General features: G+C 59.2%; 20 protein-coding genes and 1 pseudogene. 6 read left to right on the forward strand and 15 right to left on the reverse strand.

Annotated elements, in window-relative coordinates; genetic code table 11:
• Positions 1-127: 127 nt before the first annotated feature.
• A pseudogene (locus DQW77_RS16470) lies at positions 128-406 on the forward strand (transposase); the annotation flags it as partial.
• Positions 407-656: 250 nt separating this feature from the next.
• On the opposite strand, the gene DQW77_RS16475 reads toward DQW77_RS16470, so the two are convergent.
• Genes DQW77_RS16475 through DQW77_RS16515 form a run of 9 tightly spaced genes read right to left on the reverse strand, consistent with a single transcriptional unit; the run spans position 657 to position 8224 of the window.
• Entirely contained in the window at positions 657-1835 is a 1179-nt protein-coding gene (locus DQW77_RS16475; RefSeq protein WP_113259313.1) for an amidohydrolase family protein, read from the reverse strand.
• Between the two features lie 51 nt (positions 1836-1886).
• A complete protein-coding gene (locus DQW77_RS16480; RefSeq protein ID WP_113259314.1) occupies positions 1887-2471 on the reverse strand; it encodes an amino acid synthesis family protein in 585 nt (194 codons plus the stop codon).
• Positions 2468-3049, reverse strand: a complete 582-nt coding sequence (locus DQW77_RS16485; RefSeq protein WP_113259315.1) for an amino acid synthesis family protein — start codon at positions 3047-3049, stop codon at positions 2468-2470. The genes DQW77_RS16480 and DQW77_RS16485 overlap by 4 nt, the downstream gene beginning before the upstream one ends.
• A gap of 37 nt (positions 3050-3086) precedes the next feature.
• Complete coding sequence (locus tag DQW77_RS16490; RefSeq protein ID WP_113259316.1) at positions 3087-4052, reverse strand: branched-chain amino acid ABC transporter permease; 966 nt, start codon at positions 4050-4052, stop codon at positions 3087-3089.
• Positions 4049-4894: an ABC transporter permease subunit gene (locus DQW77_RS16495; RefSeq protein WP_113259317.1), complete on the reverse strand. Its 846-nt coding sequence runs from the start codon at positions 4892-4894 to the stop codon at positions 4049-4051. The genes DQW77_RS16490 and DQW77_RS16495 overlap by 4 nt, the downstream gene beginning before the upstream one ends.
• A 10-nt stretch (positions 4895-4904) precedes the next feature.
• Entirely contained in the window at positions 4905-5612 is a 708-nt protein-coding gene (locus DQW77_RS16500; protein ID WP_113259318.1) for an ABC transporter ATP-binding protein, read from the reverse strand.
• Entirely contained in the window at positions 5605-6366 is a 762-nt protein-coding gene (locus DQW77_RS16505) for an ABC transporter ATP-binding protein (protein WP_220124982.1), read from the reverse strand. Before DQW77_RS16505 ends, DQW77_RS16500 begins: the two co-directional genes overlap by 8 nt.
• A 7-nt stretch (positions 6367-6373) precedes the next feature.
• The gene (locus DQW77_RS16510) at positions 6374-7552 is read right to left on the reverse strand and encodes a substrate-binding protein (RefSeq protein WP_113259319.1); all 1179 of its coding nucleotides are present in this window, start codon (positions 7550-7552) and stop codon (positions 6374-6376) included.
• Between the two features lie 18 nt (positions 7553-7570).
• Complete coding sequence (locus DQW77_RS16515; protein ID WP_113259320.1) at positions 7571-8224, reverse strand: cysteine hydrolase family protein; 654 nt, start codon at positions 8222-8224, stop codon at positions 7571-7573.
• 290 nt (positions 8225-8514) lie between these two features.
• Here DQW77_RS16515 and DQW77_RS16520 point away from each other — a divergent pair, with 290 nt between their 5' ends.
• The gene (locus DQW77_RS16520; protein WP_181711317.1) at positions 8515-9015 is read left to right on the forward strand and encodes a MarR family winged helix-turn-helix transcriptional regulator; all 501 of its coding nucleotides are present in this window, start codon (positions 8515-8517) and stop codon (positions 9013-9015) included.
• A 189-nt stretch (positions 9016-9204) separates the two neighbouring features.
• Here the strand turns inward: DQW77_RS16520 and DQW77_RS16525 are convergent, their stop codons facing one another.
• Complete coding sequence (locus DQW77_RS16525) at positions 9205-10164, reverse strand: IS5 family transposase (protein WP_113259322.1); 960 nt, start codon at positions 10162-10164, stop codon at positions 9205-9207.
• A 522-nt stretch (positions 10165-10686) separates the two neighbouring features.
• Positions 10687-11457: an IclR family transcriptional regulator gene (locus tag DQW77_RS16530; RefSeq protein WP_113259323.1), complete on the reverse strand. Its 771-nt coding sequence runs from the start codon at positions 11455-11457 to the stop codon at positions 10687-10689.
• Positions 11458-11590: 133 nt separating this feature from the next.
• Here DQW77_RS16530 and DQW77_RS16535 point away from each other — a divergent pair, with 133 nt between their 5' ends.
• The 4 genes from DQW77_RS16535 to DQW77_RS16550 all read left to right on the forward strand — a co-directional run bounded on the left by DQW77_RS16535 (position 11591) and on the right by DQW77_RS16550 (position 15646).
• Positions 11591-13318: a thiamine pyrophosphate-binding protein gene (locus tag DQW77_RS16535; RefSeq protein WP_113259324.1), complete on the forward strand. Its 1728-nt coding sequence runs from the start codon at positions 11591-11593 to the stop codon at positions 13316-13318.
• 129 nt (positions 13319-13447) lie between these two features.
• Entirely contained in the window at positions 13448-14155 is a 708-nt protein-coding gene (locus DQW77_RS16540) for a transporter substrate-binding domain-containing protein (RefSeq protein WP_181711318.1), read from the forward strand.
• A gap of 76 nt (positions 14156-14231) precedes the next feature.
• A complete protein-coding gene (locus tag DQW77_RS16545) occupies positions 14232-14900 on the forward strand; it encodes an amino acid ABC transporter permease (protein WP_181711319.1) in 669 nt (222 codons plus the stop codon).
• Positions 14900-15646, forward strand: coding sequence for an amino acid ABC transporter ATP-binding protein (locus DQW77_RS16550; RefSeq protein WP_113259327.1), 747 nt, complete (start codon positions 14900-14902; stop codon positions 15644-15646). The genes DQW77_RS16545 and DQW77_RS16550 overlap by 1 nt, the downstream gene beginning before the upstream one ends.
• A 498-nt stretch (positions 15647-16144) precedes the next feature.
• Here the strand turns inward: DQW77_RS16550 and DQW77_RS16555 are convergent, their stop codons facing one another.
• The 4 genes from DQW77_RS16555 to DQW77_RS16570 form a co-directional block, all read right to left on the reverse strand.
• Positions 16145-16957 carry an alpha/beta hydrolase gene (locus tag DQW77_RS16555; RefSeq protein WP_181711320.1) on the reverse strand — a complete coding sequence of 271 codons (813 nt, stop codon included), beginning with the start codon at positions 16955-16957 and terminating at the stop codon, positions 16145-16147.
• Between the two features lie 52 nt (positions 16958-17009).
• Positions 17010-17714 carry a recombinase family protein gene (locus DQW77_RS16560; protein WP_113259329.1) on the reverse strand — a complete coding sequence of 235 codons (705 nt, stop codon included), beginning with the start codon at positions 17712-17714 and terminating at the stop codon, positions 17010-17012.
• Positions 17715-17795: 81 nt separating this feature from the next.
• On the reverse strand, positions 17796-18296 hold the full coding sequence (locus tag DQW77_RS16565) for a phage terminase small subunit P27 family (protein ID WP_113259330.1): 501 nt from the start codon (positions 18294-18296) through the stop codon (positions 17796-17798).
• A 9-nt stretch (positions 18297-18305) separates the two neighbouring features.
• Complete coding sequence (locus DQW77_RS16570) at positions 18306-18788, reverse strand: phage terminase small subunit P27 family (RefSeq protein ID WP_113259331.1); 483 nt, start codon at positions 18786-18788, stop codon at positions 18306-18308.

Raw genomic sequence — 18788 nt, forward strand, 5'->3', positions numbered from 1 at the left:
AACCAGAAAAAGCAAAGCCCACAGACGAGCCTGCTATATGGGGGGCGCTCGCCTGTGGGCTTTGCTACCCCCCAGGTGGGTCATTTTTAAATGATCACGATGGGTCAGTTTTGAATGCAGATTGACAATCTCCCGGGATATGGACCTCCGGGCCTATCAGCGCGGCGTCACACTCGACTTCTCACGACCTGGCAAACCGACGGACAACGCCTTCATCGAGGCGTTCAATGGCCGCTTCCGTGCCGAGTGCCTGAACGCCCATGGGTTCCTGACGCTTGCAGATGCGGCCGCAAAGTTGGAGACTTGGCGTCGATACTACAACGAGGAACGGCCACACAGCGCGATCGGCAACAAAGCCCCGATCACGCTGACAAAATCGGGGGGCATCACCAGCCTGTCACCCTGATCGAAGCCGGGAAACTCTCGCTAACGGCGGTAGAAGGTTCGGGGTCGGACCAAAGTTCAGTGGCAGGTCACTTGATCAAGACGGACACTCTAAAAGTGTGCTGCATCCTAACCAGGCGTGGCGGCAGCTGGTACGTTTCAAATGTCCGGAAATTGCTGAAAAGGTTACAGTAATCATGATTTTTCATGTTCCGCATTTTTGGAGACTTTTCATCCGCACCATTCACCTGCCTTTCGACGCTCCTGCCTATTCAAGGCTGCAAGCGACAAGGAAGCCGCTCGGCTGGCGGGGTATTCCTACTTTGCTCACTACAGATGTGCCCATCTATGATCGTCATGCCCACGCCTGGCAAATTGCCGAGTTGAACCGACTCCAGTATCGTCTTGCCCGGCGCATGCTGTGCTTGATCCATCAACACGAAGTCAGCGGAGCGTCCGGCTTCTATGATGCCCGTATCCAAGTTTCGGCGTCTGGCCGTGTTGCCGGTTGCGAAGCAGAAAGCCACTTCGGCCGGTACGTTACCGAACGTGGATAGCATGGCTACCATGCGAAGGATCCCGAGCGGTTGTGCTCCTGAGCCCGCAGGCCCGTCGGTGCCAAGGATGACTTGGCCAAGCTTGTCGAGTTCCCGTGCGGTGTTCAATGCGAGCAGAGCCGATCGCTCGTTGCCGTTGTGGACGATTTCCAGCGCTGACTGACATTTCTCGCACAGGCAAGTGATCTGGTCGTCGGGCAGAGCAGTGTGCCCGCCATTGATGTGGCCAATGACGTCTGTTCCGGTCTCCAACACCATGTCTGCATCGATGAGGCCAGATCCCGGGATCGACGGCCCGCCTGTGTGGATTGTGCTCTGGATACCGTATTTCCGGGCCCAGTCGACCATTTGCCGAGCCGTTCGACCGTCTTTCACGGAACCGAGGCCAACCTCGCCCAGAAGTTTGACACCGGCATCGGCCAGTTCCTTGAAATCCGTTTCTTCCATGCCCTGTTCGATGATCGGTGCGCCGGCATGAACCTTCATTCCTGAGGGTCGGAAGTTCTCGTACCAACGCTGGGCCGCGATCGCCTGTGCTTTCAGACCGACAAGGTCCTTGGGCCGACCGGGCATATGGACCTCTCCGGCAGAGATGAGGGTGGTCACACCGCCATGAAGTGTGCTGTCGATCCAGTTCAGTTGTTGTTGACGTGGTGTATAGTCACCAACGACAGGATGGACATGGCTGTCGATTAGGCCAGGTGCCAACGTCACTTCATTGGCATCCACAATCGTATCAGCACCCTCGATATCGAGGTCCTTCTCCGCCCCCCATGCTAAGATCCGCCCCTCTTCGGCGACGAGGCAGTCGCCTTCGAGGATGGGCTTTTCGGTCCGTCCCGACAGGATGAGACCGATATTGCGGATCACCAGTTTTTGCCGCGACGTTGTCATGATCTGTCTCCTGGTTCGCTATTATGCTACTAGCTTGGATCGTGATGCCGCTCAGCGCAGGCCGTCCTCGCCCTTCACTTCAGAGTCCTTGAGGCCCCCCACGCGCTGAAGCGGACGCCCGCTGTCAGCGACCGCGACGGCAACCATTATTTCTCTGGCACGCGGCGCATCGTTTAGCCTCGCCTCGATTCCGTCGAAGTGGCTGCGGACATAGGCCGCGTCCTTGTGACCAATGGGAACGTCAAGTGGCTGGCCCGGCCCCCCAAACTTCTTGGAGGATGGCACCAATGCTGCCCCCTTTCCGACAGCCTTGCGCAGCGGTGCGCCAAGCTTCGGATGCAAAATGGCGGCGGCATGCTCAAGCTCACCATCTTCGCCAACCATCGCGGCCTTGCCGTAACTTTGGGCCGCGTCGGGCGAAATTCCAAGCGCAGCGACGCAGCGTTCGCCGAGCAACCCACCCAGTTCGGCTCCGATGTCCATCAAGAGGCTTAGATCTTCTTCGTAACGGCCGGCATAGGGATTCTCTATGACGGCTACGGCAACGGCCCGGCGGGTCGGCGGTTCTATCTCGCGGCCCATCTCCGCGAGAGTTTCCTCAACATGTGTCGCGATTTTGCGGATTTTCGTCTTCATCTCAAACCGTCCTCTCCCTTGATATCTTCTACGGCGAGGCCACCGGAACGCGCGTGGACCCGTGACCCGCTCGTCATCACCAGAACGAAAGCCAGTTCGTCAGCTCGTGGTGCGTCATTGCATCCGACCTCCATGGAGTCGAAATGGCTGCGGACATAAGACGCGTTGATGTGAGTGATCGGGATGTCGAGGCGGCCGCCGATGCCCGTCACCTTTTTGGAGGAGGGCACGATGGCGCGCGCATCATTTAGACAGACTCTCATGGCGTGTCCGCCCGGAGCATGCCAAAGCGCGCCGTGCTCGATCTCGCCCGTCGCTCCGATCAACGTGCCCTTACCGTAACCCTCAACTTTGCTGGCGCCGCCAAGCATGTCCACGAGCCGGTCGGACATTTGCGCGCCAAGCGGCTTGAGATCTTCCATGAACCACTGGATGTCTGGTTCATATCGGCCGGCGAAAGGGTTCTTGACGACAGCCATAATCGAGGCTCGGCACAAGGGTTCGACCGCCCGTGGTCCGCCCTCGTGAAATATCTCCTCCAAGTTTCTGATAATCTTACGGGGTTTGACGTCTGACACGGTTTTCTCCCTTCGTGGCCGGCGTTATGCCTTTTCTTCATTCTCTCAAGCGTTGCGGTAGTGGCAGGCGCAGCAGGTTTCCGAAAACGCCGCCTCGCGCAGCGACAACTACAGCGACAAACAAGACACCGATCACCAGAAGCCAGACGTCGCCCAATACGTTGGACAGCATGTTCTCGGCACCGGGCACGACCAAAGCCCCCAACATTGCAGCCATGGGCACGGCCCGGCCGCCCACGGCGACCCAGACCAGCACCTGTGTCGACAGCGCAAAGCCCAGCAAAGATGGTGACACGAAGCCGAACTGCGCAGCGAAGAGCGCTCCGGCAAGACCGGAGAGTGCGCCAGCAAGAATAAATGCGGCCGATTTCAAGTGGTGGGGAACGTAGCCTAGATGCCGCACGCGATGCTCGTTGTCGCGGATCGCTTCGAGAAGGGTTCCATAGGGTGAGCGAATGATGGCGACCACGCTTAGGAAGGCGAGCAGGGTGATCGAGAGCATCAGATAGTAAAGCGCGTGGTCTCCGATCATCGTACCATTCCAACTGAGCGGAGGAATTCCGAAGAGACCGTTGTACCCACCCAAATAATCTGACCGTGTGGTTGCCGTTTCGACAACGACAGCAGCGCATAGCGTGACAATGGCGAAATGAGCCCCGGAGAGGCCGCGCGCAGCAAAGGTCAGCGACGCTATTACGGCTGCAAGGGCCGTTGCCAACACTATGGCCACGACGAATCCCATCGCGACCGAAACGCCGAGACCCGGGATCTTGTTGAGCGTGACAAGTGCGAAACCGTATGCACCGGCGCCGAAAAAGATCGCTTGGCCAAAGCTCAATATCCCGGCCTGGCCCCATATCAAGCTCAATCCCATCGCAAACATGCCGTAGCAGAAATAGATAGCCATCTGCGACAGTAGCCAGCCGTCAAAAAGCAGTCCCAAGATACCAAGTGCCACCCACGCAGCGACCGTGGCGTAAAGTCCGCGGCGTTTCGATTTCATTTTTGTCTCCGCTTTAGGATGCCCTCGGGAAAGAGACGAATGACCAAAATGGCAAGCAGGAACACGATGACCTGCGTGTCTGCCTGTGACAGCCAACCCGCGATCAGATTTGTGGAGCCCGATATGGCCCCCACTCCTAGGATTGGGCCAAGCAAAGAGTTCAACCCCCCGAGCAGGATGGACAGGAAAGACGGAATGAGAAAACCGACGCCAAGCTGCGGGTCAACGCTAATCATCGGACTCATGAGTGCGCCGGCAAATCCCGCCAGCCCAGCACCGAGGCTGAAACTCGCCATGTCCATCCGTCGTGTGTTCAGTCCCAGTGTCGAAGCCATGTCGCGATTGGCGATAACCGCGCGGAGTTTCAGGCCAAGCCTGCTGCTGAAGAGCGCCAGGTAGAGGACCACCGTCAGACCGAAGGCCATGCCAATGATCAAAATCCGCATGCGGGGGTACTCTACGCCGAACACGTTCATCACGCCTGGCAACGGGTTCTGAACGCTTTGGCCCGTTGGGCCAAAGATCACAATGACCGTTTGTTTCAGAACCAGCGACACACCCCATGTAGCTAGGATCGTGTCGATAAATCGAGTGTAGATGTGGCGCACAACCAAGAGCTCGACGAGCAGGCCGGCCAAGCCTGCGACCAGCGACCCGATGACCAGGGCCAGCCAGAAACTGCCGCCGGCCGAGGTAACCGCAACAACCGTGTAGGCGCCGATGAGAATGAATTCGCCGTGCGCCATATTAATGACGTTCATAAGGCCGAAGATCACGACGAGACCAAGGACAACGAGCATCAGGACCGAGAAGTAATTCAGCGTGTCGAGAACAAATTCCATGCGAAACACCTCACAATGAAAGGTACTTGGCCAGCCGCACCTTGTCTGAGCGGATGCCGTCCGCAGCCACCCCCTCCTCGGCAATCAGCCCGTGATCGATAAAGGCAATGCTGTCCGCAGTTCCATCCACCATGTCGAAGTTTTGCTCGGCCATCAGGACGGTGAGGCCAGTTGTATCGACGATCTCACGGAGTTTTCCTGCAATCTCGTGTACGATAGACGGCTGGATACCTTCGGCGGGTTCGTCGAGAAGCAAGAGCCGAGGCTCGCCTGCGAGGGCACGGGCAATGGCGAGCTGTTGTTGCTGGCCGCCGGAAAGACTGCCCGCGCGTTGCTGGGCCCGTTCGGCGAGAATGGGAAAGAGTTCTAGGAGGTGGGGTGGAATCTTGGGCCAAAGCCCCTTTTTTGCGATACGCCCAACCGTTAGGTTCTCCGAGACCGTGAAACTTTCGAAAACCTCTCTACCCTGTGGCACGTAGCCGATACCAAGCTGCGCGCGTGTGTGGGGGGGCAGCTCTGATACAGGTTCTCCGTCGAGCTTGATCGTCCCGCCGCTGGTTTGCAAGAGGCCACAGATTGTTCGCATGAGTGTGGTTTTGCCCATGCCGTTGCGCCCGAGGACCGCGACGATGGCGCCAGCCGGAACCGAGAGATTGAGCCCGTCGAGGACGCGTCCACCACTCGGGTAACCGGCAGCCAAATTGCGGACCTCAAGCATTGGCTGCCGCACCGAGGTACGATTGAACCACTCGCGGATCTTGGCTTATCGCGTCATAATCGCCGCTGGCAATAATCTTGCCATCGTTCGCGACGAGGATCGGCGCGCCGAGGGTCTTCACGAATAAGAGGTCGTGTTCAACAACTAGGACCGTCAGACCGTGCTCGTCACGTAGAACGCACACCAGTTCCGCAATGGCTTCCGTCTCTGTCACCGACATACCCGCGGTAGGCTCGTCAAGGAGCAGGAGCCGTACGTTCCGGGTTAACAGCATGGCGATCTCGAGCCGCTGCTTTTCGCCGTGCGAGAGCTCGGCTACAGCGTATTCCAGTTTCTCAGTCAATCCGGCGACCTCCGCCAATCTGTCACGCCGCACCCGCTCAGGCCGAGCAAGCAAGAGCCCCAAGAAGCCGAAGCGTCCATCTTCGCCCGCCAAAGCTACCTCCAGGTTCTGAGCCACGGTCAAATCGTTGAATACACCTGGGACCTGGAACTTGCGCGCAATTCCCATCCGAACGATCTTGGAGGATGATAAACCGTCAATCCTGTGTCCATCGAACTCGACACGCCCAGCGGTCGTTTTCAGCGAACCGTCAATCAGGTTGAATAGCGTTGTCTTGCCGCATCCGTTCGGACCGAGTATGGCATGCACGCTGCCCTCCTCGATCTCGAAAGATATGCCGTCAAGGGCAACGACTCCGCCAAAGCGCTTTACTAGGCCGTCCACCTTGAGCATCGGTGCCGACGTGCTCATAGCCGACTCACGCGCACTGGTTGGCCGCCGAGATACGTCCTAAATCCTTTAGAACATGAAGTTCTCCGCCGCGCACTTCCGCAATCAGGACGTTTAGGTCGACGTGGCGGTCCTCGGGTCGCAAATAGACCTCGCCATTTCCTGACCGGATAGTCTGGTCGACCATGGCATCCAGAACGGCGTCCTTCTCGTCCGTGCCCGCGCGACGGATCCCCTCAATGTACATCCGGGTCAACGTCCAGTGGGCGTCGACGGTATTGGAGACAATTGCGTCGTCCCCGAAGCGAGTCCGCACAAGGCGATTCAACTCCTGTGCGCCGGGCGACTCCAGCGACGCGATAAAGTTGGACGGTGCGATGATCCCTTCGCTTTCGCTTTCCGTGAGACCCGACAGATAGTTCTCCGAAAACCCGAAAAAGATGATCCTTATGTCGTCCTTCATGCCAGCCGCAACGAACTGCTTGACGAATGTGACCGCGTCCGCGCCGGCGATGGTTATGGCCACGGCACTGGCACCGCTGTCCTGGATCTTGCGCAGTGTTGCAGTGTAGTCCTTCGCGCCCCATGGCGTGTATTCCTCGCCTACGACGGACGCGCTGAGCTTCTCGCACTCGTTTGCGAAGGCGGCGTTCATCTGACGTGGCCAGACGTAATCCGAACCCACTAAGAAGAACTTGTTACCGATGTTCTTCACGGCATGGTCTACAAGCGGTACCACCCAATGGTCGGGCAACGCACTGTAGCAAGTAATGTACTTGGAGCATACACCGCCTTCGTAGTCGGTGGCGTAGAGAAGCGGCATCTTGGCGCGTTCGATTGTGGGGCGCATGGCGTCACGGTTCGCGCTAGTGACTGGCCCAATGATGGCCGAGACCTCGTGGCGGCGGATGAGTTCGTTGGTTCGTTCAACAGCCGTTTTTGGGTCAGTTGCAGTGTCCGAGCGCACAATCTCGAACATTCGTCCATTTATACCCCCTGAATCGTTCGCATTAAGAAGTGCCAGCTCCGCGCCGCGCGCGCCCTGTTGGCCAAGAGCCTCGAGTCCGCCTGTGAATGGTTGCAGGACACCCACACGGATCGGGTTTTGTGTTTGGGCGATCAATGGGGCGGCAATACTCGCCGCCACTGTTGCTCCGCCAAGCTGCAGCACACCGCGACGCGTCAGTCTCTCATGATAACCAGACATACTTCCCTCCCTGAATGTTCAATTGGTGGTCGTTTCGAACTCCGGCATGTTGGCAATAAAGTGGCCCTTCTCCATCGCACTTATTACATTTGTAGAATCGCTCACGATGCCGAAATGCGTGGCAATATCGTACAATGAGGAAGCCTGTTCGCGCGGACCAGTCGCGGCGCACGCATCGTGGGGAACGACCACTTGATAGCCGTTAAAGAAAGCGTCGTGCACCGTAGAGCGGACGCATATGTTCGTCACGACCCCGAAGATTACGAGAGTATCGATTAGGTTGTCGCGAAGAGTGATGTCCAAGTCGGTTCCGAAGAAGGCGCTGTAACGCCTCTTGACGAATAAAAATTCATCGGCCTCACGCTGTAGTTGTGGGACGATTTCGGCCCCTGGCGTGCCTTCGAGGCAGTGTGGCACGCGTTTGACGAATTCACGTTCGCGCCGAGACCCCGGGCGATGTCGGTCTGCAATCCAGCCTATGACTGCCCCTTGAGCGCGGGCTGTGGTGAGCATGGCGTTCTGGATGGGATAAAGTCGTTCAGATCCCGGAAGCGCCATGGCGCCATCGGGATCGCAAAAGTCCCGCACCATATCCACCACTAGCAGCGCTGTTCGGTCCGAGCGCAACTCAATCCCTTCATCGGCGGTCCGTTTGGCAGAGAATGCATCCATCTGAACTATCTCCGGGCGTCAGTCCGTAAGCTCTATATCCATCTGCAAACGATAGACGGTGAGCCAAGAACCGGTCAATAATTATTTCGCACACGATGTATTGTCAGTTGTTAACGAAGCGAAAATCAGTTTGTATTTCTTGATTTATTGATGAGTTGCCGATATTTTGAGCGAGCGGCGTGGGTAGAATGTGAGAGTTCCTGAGGTGCTTGAAAGCCCGGCGGAGTTGCAAGCAATTGGTGCGGGACGACAGTTCTATGAGAACTTTGAGTGAAAGAACTGAGGCTGGTATGAACGAGAACTTGCGCCCGGTGGAAAAGGTTGATGACGCCGCGAAAACCAGCGATTTTTTGGGGTTCGAGTACCAGCTCCATGACAACATTGGGCACCTTCTTCGTACCGCCAATCAGTTCGCTGTTGCCGAGTTTAACAAGTCCTTGGCCAACATCGTCGGAATTGAAGATATCACCACTACACAGTTCGCCACGCTAACCACCATCGCTCGGTTCCCGGGAATTTCATTCAGCGAGTTGTCTGCATTCACGTCCATCGACATGCCGACTCTGAATGCTATGATCACGCGCTTGATCAACCGAGGGTTGGTTACCGTTGAAGTGAATCCGGGAGACAAGCGATCCAGGCGCATCAATCTCACTGAAGACGGAAAGCAGTTGGCGAGTACGCTGCTCGAGAATGGCATCCGGATCGGTGAATTTATCTCTCGAAACCTCACTGCCGCAGAGACACGCCGTCTCATTAAGCTACTAAAAAAGTTTAGCCAGTTCGGTTGATTGCAGTTTCTTTGAACTGACTGGCTTCGCTGTTTGAGGAAATATAGGGAACGTCTGATCAATGTGTTCGGCTGCGCCGAGATAGCGGCTTGATCGCCTTTTCGGGCAGGAGAAGGCGTTCCGGGAGCGGATTTTGTCGTTTCGGGCTTGCCAGAGAGGCAGTCTGGTGGATTTCGGACAGACTTCGCCTCATGCCATGAGCTTCCGTCGCACGAGGAACAGGTTGCCGAGGGCGAACAGAGTGAAGAGTTGCGCACGGTTCTTCGAGAGGCCGCGGTAGCGGGTCTTGAGATACCCGAACTGGCGCTTCATCACCCGGAAGGGGTGCTCGACCCGCGCTCTGACCATCGCGATGATGCGGTTGATCCGCGCGTCGATCGGGTGCAGGTCGCTGCCCTTCGGGGCCTTGCGCATCACACCCCAGACCTTGCCCGGTCCCGTGAACGCGGCCTCCCGCTCGGCGCTGACATAGCCCTTGTCGGCCCAGACCGACCGCTCCTCGCCGTGCAGCAACTCGTCCCAGACCCGGCTGTCGTGGACCTTGGCCGTCGTGGTCTCGAGGCTGTGCACGATGCCGCTTTCGGCGTCCACGCCCACATGCGCCTTCATGCCAAAATACCAGTCGTTGCCCTTCTTCGTCGAGGACATCTCGGGGGCGCGGGCCCTGGCCTCGTTCTTGGTCGAGGACGGCGCATCGATGATCGTCGCATCGACCAGCGTGCCCGAGCGCAGCGTGATCCCCTGGTCGGCGAGATGGCTGTTTACCTCCATGAACAGCTTCTCGGTCAGCTGATGCTTCTCCAGCAGGTGACGAAAGTTGAGGATGGTGGTCTCGTCCGGGATCCGATCGTCGCCGAGTTCGATGCCCGCGAAGTGCCGCATGGCACCGCTGTCGTAGAGCATCTCTTCGGCCATCGGGTCGCTCAGCGCATACCAGTTCTGCAGGAAGTAGACCCGCAGCATCGTCTCCAGCAGCATCGGCGGACGCCCCCCCCCCTTCGGCCCGGCCTTCGGATAGTGCGGCTTGATCAGCGCCAGAAGGCGCGACCACGGCACCACCGCCTCCATCTCGGACAGGAACTTCTCGCGGCGCGTCTGCTTTTTCTTCATCGCGCGGCGGAGACCGGGAAAGGCAGGCTGCTTGGGCATAGGGGGCATCCTCTGGTGTCCCCGCAAGTCTACCCCAACCCGCTCAGAGAGCGAGGTTTTTCAGACTTTCCTTAAAGAGGTGGTCGCGGAATTTTGGGCAAGTTGCCAAGCTATAGCTGTTCCGTCCCGGATGATCACATTTCCCCTCGGCGATCGGTCTTGTTCATGGCAAGGTCGGTGCTGAGGGACATTCGGGACGGAGGGCAGGCATGCTAATCTCTCTTCACAAGCTGTCCGTCGTCAGACACATTCAGGACGAGCCGCCGGCTCATGCGGGCCGAAGCCACAACGAACCAGATTCTCCGCTACCGATCAGGCCGCCGCGTTCCAAAATCATTTGATGACGGACATTGTGAGTTGACAAGAGGAAACGCGCCCAGAGCATCAACGCAACGAAGGTGATCTCGAGCTCGGCTTTGAAATATCTGAAAGGGTCGCCGTTTGTCTTGCAAGCAGGGTAGACGACAACTCGGTTGGCCTCAAACTTGGTTCTTTTGACAGCATTGTCAGCGGGTCGCCACTTTACACACCCGACGGGCCGGAAGGCCGGTGCGACCAGAAAGAATCGCCAAGCTCGCATCCAACGCGCCGCAACTCGTCAGTCAACAGCTTCGCCACATCTTCGGCATTCCCCAGATGTGTCGGGAAGGATAGGCTCAGTCCGACCGGGAAATTGCTAATCGTTCCGTACAATGAACCGCCGACCGCCATGACGCCCGGGAATACCTCCTGACGTGAAAGTGCATAGCCACGATCACGCACTGTCCGGATATCCTCAATAAGTTGGGTTCGACGGTCAAAGGTTTGCGGTGTCTCCTTTGCAAGCGTCTCGTCGAACAACTGCTCGATTGCTGCATCCGGTAGACGCGAGAGAAGAGCCTTGCCGACCGCTGTGGCGTGCGCTGGAAGGGTTTGACCCAGCCGAACCGAGAATTGCGCCGGCGTTCGTCCGAGGTGCTGCCGCAAGAGCACGACATCGGTACGGTCCAGCACCGCCATCCAGCAAGTGAAGCCTGTTGCCTGACTGAGCGAGATCAACGCCTCCGCCAATAGGTCGGAATCATATCCAGAAGGCTGGTATCGAGCGCCAAGCTGCCATGCCAACAAACCGGGACCGTATAGGCGCGTTTGCGGATCCTGTTCGACAAGGTTGCCATTGCGCAACGAGGCCATAAGGCGCGAAGCGCTGCTCCGAGGCAGGCCAAGTCGTTTGCCGATCTCGGCAACCGACACCGGCTCGATCGATTCGGAGATGATGGAAAGTGCCGACGTCGCGTTTTCAAGAGTTTTCATTATTGTCTCACAATATGGAACTAGTGTTACTCGAATTTAACCCAAACATCTCGATTTTTCCATTTATTATTGACTTACGTAGGAACCACACGCACCATTTAGTTCAATTAGTCCCATATAGTGGAGCATACTGGTGAACATCGGATATTCGGGATCCAGCTGGAAAACCGGAAAGGTTGCGTCTCTGATGGCGGAGACTCTGGAGGCTTATGGCGTGGAGGCCATCTTCGGTATGGAGGATCCGGTGCAACTTTTTCACCACCTCAACCGCGACCAGATCCGGGTAATAACCATCCGTGATGAAAAACACGGCGCCATCATGGCGCATGGATATGCGAAGACCTCTGGGCGCCCGGGAATATGTGCCGCGACCTTTGGTCCGGGGGCAACTAACCTGATTACGGGGCTTCTGGAGGCGCAAAAATCTTCGGTGCCAGTGATTGCGTTTATCCAGGAAATACCTGCCAGTCAGCGCGATCGTCACGCCAGCAGCGAAACCGATCATTTTGCCGCGCTTTCGCCGTTCACCAAAAAGGTCTACCGCGTCGAAACGCCTGAGCGTTGCTGCGAAACTGTGCGACGCGCTTTTCGCATGGCGACCAGTGGTAGGCCAGGCCCCGTGGCGGTGCTCTGCCCCGCCGATGTAATGACAATGCATACCGAAGCTGAGATCCACGCCGAACCGGCATTTGCAAGTTTTCCGTCGATCCGGCCGCGCCCTGCGCAGCCTGAGATCGATGCCGCCGCCGCGCTGCTTCGCCAAGCCGCAAAACCAGTCATCATTGCAGGCGGCGGCAGCATACTTTCCGGCGCCTCCGATGAGGTCATCAAACTGGCCGAACGGGTCGGCGCTACAGTGGCCACGACGATGACTGGCCGCGGCACGATCCCCGATTCCCATGCCCTCTCCGTGGGCGCGGTGGGCTCCTCCACCGGCGGCACGCTGGGACGCGGTAGGGTGGCCAACGCCACCGTGGCCGAGGCGGATGTGGTCCTGATTTGCGGATCACGCACCGGCCAGATTTGCTATATGAACTGGGAGCAGCCGGGACCGGGCACCAGAATAATTCACCTCGATATCGACCCCGAAGAGCCGGGCCGTAATTTCACCACCGACGTTACCCTCGTGGGGGACGTGAGGGAAACCCTTCGCGATTTGATCGCCCATCCAGCCACCGACAGGCAAGGTGCGGCTGTGAAGGCATCAGAGCGGATCACCCCACGAAAGAACGCTTGGCGCTCGGAGTTTCACGCCGCAGCCTTCGCCAATGCGAGGCCAATGCGTCCCGAAAGGGTGCTGGCCGAAATATCGAGGCGTATGTCCAGCCACACCATCCTGGTGAACGATGCCAGTTACACGACCGGCTGGTCCTTCAGCCATATTGACAATGTGACGGTTGGCGCCGAGATTCTATCACCCCGCGGGACTGGCGGAATCGGCTGGTCGCTTCCCGCTGCGATGGGCGCCAAGATCGCTGCGCCAGAGGCGCAGATTATCTGCCTCACGGGTGACGGCGCATTCGGATATGTCATGGCAGAGCTGGAAACCGCGTCGCGCTGCGGCATCCCCATCCTGTTGATAGTGTTCAACAACGCCACTTTGGGATTTCAACGCCATTTCGAGAACAAGCTCTTCGGCAGCTACGGCGAGTGCGATTTGTCCAACATCGACCATGCCGCGCTGGCCCGAGTACTGGGCTGCGATGGCGAACGGATCACTGAGCCCAATGCGCTTGCCGAGGCTCTGGATCGCGGCCTGGCAGCGGCTGGAACTTACGTGATCGACGCCGTCATCGATCCCGAGGCCATGGCACCCATCATCGGGTTGGATGACGCTGCCAAGAGCGTCGAAACACACTGAGGCGAAAAGAAAAAGGCAACCAACCACAGGGAGGAAAAAATGTTTGGAAAAATTAGAATACTGGCAGCGACGCTCTGCGCTGGATTGGCCGCGAGCCCAACGGTCGCTGGAGAAACTTTCGACCGAATTATGTCGGAAAATAAGATAGTCGTAGGTGTGGCGCCCTGGAACGGGTTCGTCGCGAAGAACCCGAGCACAGGCGAATTCGAGGGCCTGATCGTCGATGACATTCGAAACTTCACGGAAATGACGGGGATCGAAGCCGAACTTGTCAACACCACTTGGAGCGGGCTGATTGCCGGGCTTCAGGCCGGCAAATGGGATGTCATCATGACCGGTATGGGCGCCACACCCGAACGCGCCAAGTCCGTCGCCTTCACCGACGGCTGGGGGTACCTCTCGCATGTGGCCTTGGTCCGGACAGACAGCGACGCGCAGACTCGGAGCGACTTGAACGCCGAGGGAAACCGCATCGCGGTGGTCTCGGGCACCAGTGCCCATCAGTTCGCGTTGAACGTCCTCGATCAGGCTGAGGTCTCGTCCTTTTCCGATACTGGCGCGGCAGTTCTGGAGGTGATGCAGGGGTCCGCCACGGCCTATCTGGGCGATTCGATCTCCAACACACGTCGGGCGGACGAACGCGAGGAATTGCGGCTAATCGAATTCGCGCCAGACAAGACCGAATGGAACAGCATGAACCACGCTGTGCGATATTCGGATCTGGATCTTCTCCAGTTCCTAAATACCTACATTCGCACGATGCAGCTGCGTGGCTGGTATGCCGAGCTTGCGGAAAAATGGGACATGCCCGGCACGTTGGCAAGCGGACCAAAGTAACCCAAAAAAACTACCAGGCGGCAATCCCCCGGGTTGCCGCCCGCCTGCACGTTTCTGTGTACAGATAGGAACAGCAATGGACTATAATTTCAATTTCAGCATCCTCGTTGATTACGGCGACTACCTAGCCGGCGGCCTCTGGTATTCAGTTATCATCGCCTTTCCGAGCATCGCCGCGGCGACACTCGTCGGAATGATCCTGGCGGCGCTGCATCTGTCGCCATTGCGGGTATTGCGGATTTTGGGCTCGAGCTACGTTGATGTATTCAGGACCTTACCAGTTGTTGTCCTGCTTATCTGGATTCACTACGTGCTGCCAATCCTGACCGGGATGTCGCTCAGTCCGACCGAAAGCAGCATCCTTGCGCTTTCGATGAACGGTAGCGCGTTGGCCTGCGAAGCCTACCGGGGCGGCTTGCAGGCAATCCCCGATACCCAACGGCAGGCTGCATGGTCGTTGGGTTTGTCGAAATTCGACATCCTGCGCTATGTGATCATTCCGCAGGGCTTTTTCTCTACCTTGCCTGCCCTGACCAACGTACATATCACCATCATCAAGAACGTAACCGTCACCGTGCTAATTGCCGTGCCTGAAGTCATGTTCCGTGCGCAGGAGTTGACGGTACAATTCTTCCGCCCGCTCGAACTCTATACCGGCGCAGCGATCGTCTATGTGGCGCTGATCCTCAGCTTCACAGTAGCCATGCGCCAGATTGAACGCCTGCGTAAATGGGAAAGCGTTTGATGTCCGAACCTTTTCTCGCCCTGCAAAGCCTCAGCAAGAAATTCGGTGAAATACCGATACTGAACGACGTATCATTCTCCGTCGACAAGGGCGAAACCATGGTCATCTGCGGCCCGAGCGGTTGTGGAAAGAGTACCCTCCTGCGGTGCCTTAATGGCCTGGAACCGGTTACTTCGGGCACTTTGCGCCTCGGGGAGCGAGAGATCGATCTTTCATCGCCCAAAAACCGCGAAAGCGCGCGAATCGGCACTGGCCTCGTATTCCAGAACTTCAACCTGTTCCCACACATGTCGGTCATGGACAATCTGACGCTGGCCCCGCGCCGCGCTCGAGGGCTGCGCGCAGGCGACGCGCGTCAGGAGGCCGAAACATTGCTTGACCTGATCGGTCTGCGCGATCGTGCCAGTGCCTACCCCTTCGAGCTTTCGGGAGGGCAACGGCAGCGCGTCGCCATCGCCAGGGCCCTAGCGATGAAACCCCAGCTCCTCATGTTCGACGAACCAACCTCGTCACTCGACCCAGAGAAAAAAGAGGAGGTACTGAGCCTTATTCGCGAACTGAAGAGAACGCAGGATGTCACTATGATTGTGGTGACCCACGAGATCGGGTTCGGTAAGGATGTGGGTGATTGGGCGATGCTTCTCGAGGATGGAGACATCGTCGAACACGGCTCGGCAAAAGAGTTTTTTACGGCACCGGTATCTTCGCGCACTCAGAAGTTCCTCAAGGCGGTCATCAATGCCTGAAGAAAAGACGCCTGTCCCCGGCGACCAGCCGCTGCAGATCAACGCGGATCGACCTAGCCGACATCGACCAAGTGTATCCCGGCCAGGACGTGGCGCTGATGTTAACGCCTTCAACCGGCGCACCAAGCCCAAAGTGCCGGGCACGGTACTGCGTGTCTCGGCCGATGCGAGCACAGACGAAGCGACCGCGATCACTTGCTAAGAGGCGATCCTTATGCCCGACCTTGATGCCCTCGCCCTATTGCCTGATGTCACACTCCTGCCGGGGATGCCCGTCGAAGCCTCTCTGAGGACAGACAAACGCACGCCATTCTCCTACCTCACCAAACCCCTTACCGTGTACTTCAAACGCGCCTTCCGGGAGGAATGAAGCCTCGCCCAAGGCGCACACCGACGCCGAGTGCGGGAGCTGTCGGTGAGACGTAAAGCAGCGCTCGCCGAAAAGGCTAGTAGCGGCAGCATGACCCCACGGATCGGCCGCTTCGCCCTCCCAGGCGGTCACTTGCTTTCGATCAGCGAAAGCGCATCCTGCATCGCGCGTCGGTACTGGGCGCGATCGTAAATGTCGTTGTGTCCGGCCCCGGCGATGACCCGGTCCAGGACCAGATTGTCTGCGGCTTTTCGAACCGGTGCGGTTCTGCGCGGCGGAACGATGCTGTCCGCCTCGGCCGCGATCACCGCCACGGGCTGCGTCACGGCCCTTAGATCGGCGGCCACGTCCATACGGTGCCGCAGCAAGAGGCCGACGGGCAGCCACGAGTAGTGTTCGCGGGCCAGCGCCGTGAGCGTGTCGAACGGCGTGACCAGGACCAGCCCCGTGATCGGACGCGACCAGGCGAGATGTGCGGCGGGGCCCGCGCCGAGGCTGAGCCCGACGGCCACGATCCTGTCCGGATTCAGCTCCGCGATGATTTCGTCATGGATGTCCAGCGCGTCCTTCAGGATCGCCCGCGCGGAAGGCCTGCCGGTGCTGGGCGGGTAGCCGCGATAGTGGAACGCTACGACGTCCCGGTCGGGGAACACCGAGTGCAGGTGAAGCGCAAGATCGTCCGCATTCCATGCATTGCCGCCGAAGCCAAGGACGAGGCTTGCGCCCTCGGGCAATGGCCTGTCGGCCGGCAGATGGACACCGACCAGCTCGTCGCCGGACCCCATGCCGAGGGTAAGGCGCTCGGCCTTGGGCGGCAGCGGTGCGCCCGGTCCCACCATGCCTCGCGGAAACAGCAGCTTGCCTTGAAACATCGTGGCCAAGCCGACCACGGCGAGATAAAGCGCCACCAGACTTCCGGCGATCTTGAGAAACGGTGCCATACGCGACTCTCCTGAATCGACGCGCCCGGTGCAAGACCACATCGTTCGCTGCTCACCGAGCCTGCTCCAATCGCACAAGCAGGTTCCGCACGTTCGACACGTGCCAGCGCCCTCCACGCCGCGTCTGGATTCCGCGCTCGTTCATCGCCTCTGCAATTCCGCGGAGCGACGTCACACCCGCCGATCTCAGCCCCTCGATCACCGGCGCGAGGGTCCGGGCAAATTCGTCGGCATTCGAGGCCACTGCTTTCCGCAGCGCAACTCCACTCTCACCGGCTCGTCTCAGCGCGGCCGCCCCGTTCGGATTTCCCAGTTTCACCCCACGCGCCTTGGCCGCCGCCAGCGCCTCCTTCGTGCGCCGGGAGATGGCTTCCCGCTCTTGCTGAGCCACCAACGCCATGATCCCGACGGTCAGGTCGTTGGCCTCCGGCATGTCGCAGGCCACGAAGCGCACGCCGCTGTCACGCAGCATGAGCAGGAAGGCCGCGTTTCGGCTCAGACGGTCCAGCTTGGCGATGATGAGCGTCGCGCCGGTCAGACGCGCAAGCTCGAGGGCCTTCTCGAGTTCCGGACGGTCACTCTTGCGCCCGCTCTCGATCTCGGTGAAGCGACCAAGCACCCGGGCCTCCCTCGCGGCTGCGAACGCGTCGATGGCCTTGCGCTGCGCCTCGAGCCCCAGTCCCGACCGCCCCTGCCGCGCCGTCGAGACCCGCTCGTAGGCCATCAGCTTCGGCGATGGGCCAGCTTCCCTGACCATGTACAAACCCGCGCAACGTTGGTTGCGCAGATCTGTACGATACCATCGCGCCAGACGCGTAGCGGTATTTGCCGCGACCCGTCAGCTTTTCGACATGTTCTCGCTCATCCTGGTGAGGCGCCGTTCGAACTCTTCGCAGTCGCGCTGCACCTGCGGCTTCGCGACCGCGATCTCGATCCTGTCGATCTTCTCGGGTCCCGCCTCCCGCTCCGGCAAGGTCAGCCGGCTGCGCGCCGAAGGCGTCAAACCCAGCTCCGACATGTACCGCCCCATCAGCTCCAGCTGCTTGTTCGCGACCGACAGCCAGGGCGATTGCTGGACATGGCCGTTGGGCGTCTTGAGCAGCGTGGGCGTCTCGGCCAGTTTCTCCTCGGCCTCCACCCAGCGGGCATAGGCCTGGCAATAGGCCGCGAGCGCCGCACGATCCGCCAGCGTGAGAATGCCTGCGTCATGCAGGGGCGTGGCGAGGCGCCGCCACTCCTTGCGGGCAACGTCACTGAGATGCGCCGGGCACCGCGGCAGTGCACCCATGGGCGTGCTGGCCAGCGTTCCGGTCTTCGGTGTGGGCTTGCGGCCGCGCATCGGGAGCTCCTATGCGGTGTCGAACCAGCTGAAGGGATTGTCCTCGTCGGGCGTGTCGACAGCCGAGACCTGCGAGCGCGATGACGGGGTGAAGCCGAACTCGGCCGCGTAGCGCACCATGTCCGCCATTGCCTTGTTCGCCGCACCGACCAACGGGTTGTGGATCACGTTGCCCGCCTTGGTGCGGATGATGAGCCCTTCCGTGACCGCATCCTTGTCCGCCATGCGCGCGAGCGCCGCCTCCGCGGCGACCCACCGGCCATAGGCCTGGCAATAGGCGGCCAGCGGGGCACGATCCAGATTGCTCATGATGCCAAGCTGCACGATCTCTTCGATCACCCGCTCCCACTCCTGCCGCGCAGCCCCGGTCAGATGCGCGGGCGGCTCGGGCTGCGCCAGGTCCGGCACCGGCTCATGGTCGTTGAGCCGGTGTTTGCGGGCCGTTCCAGACAGGAGTTTCAGCTTCGTGGGCTTCGGTTTGCGTCCGCGCAT

The sequence above is a fragment of the Roseovarius sp. TE539 genome (assembly GCF_003298505.1).
Classification (GTDB): domain Bacteria; phylum Pseudomonadota; class Alphaproteobacteria; order Rhodobacterales; family Rhodobacteraceae; genus Roseovarius.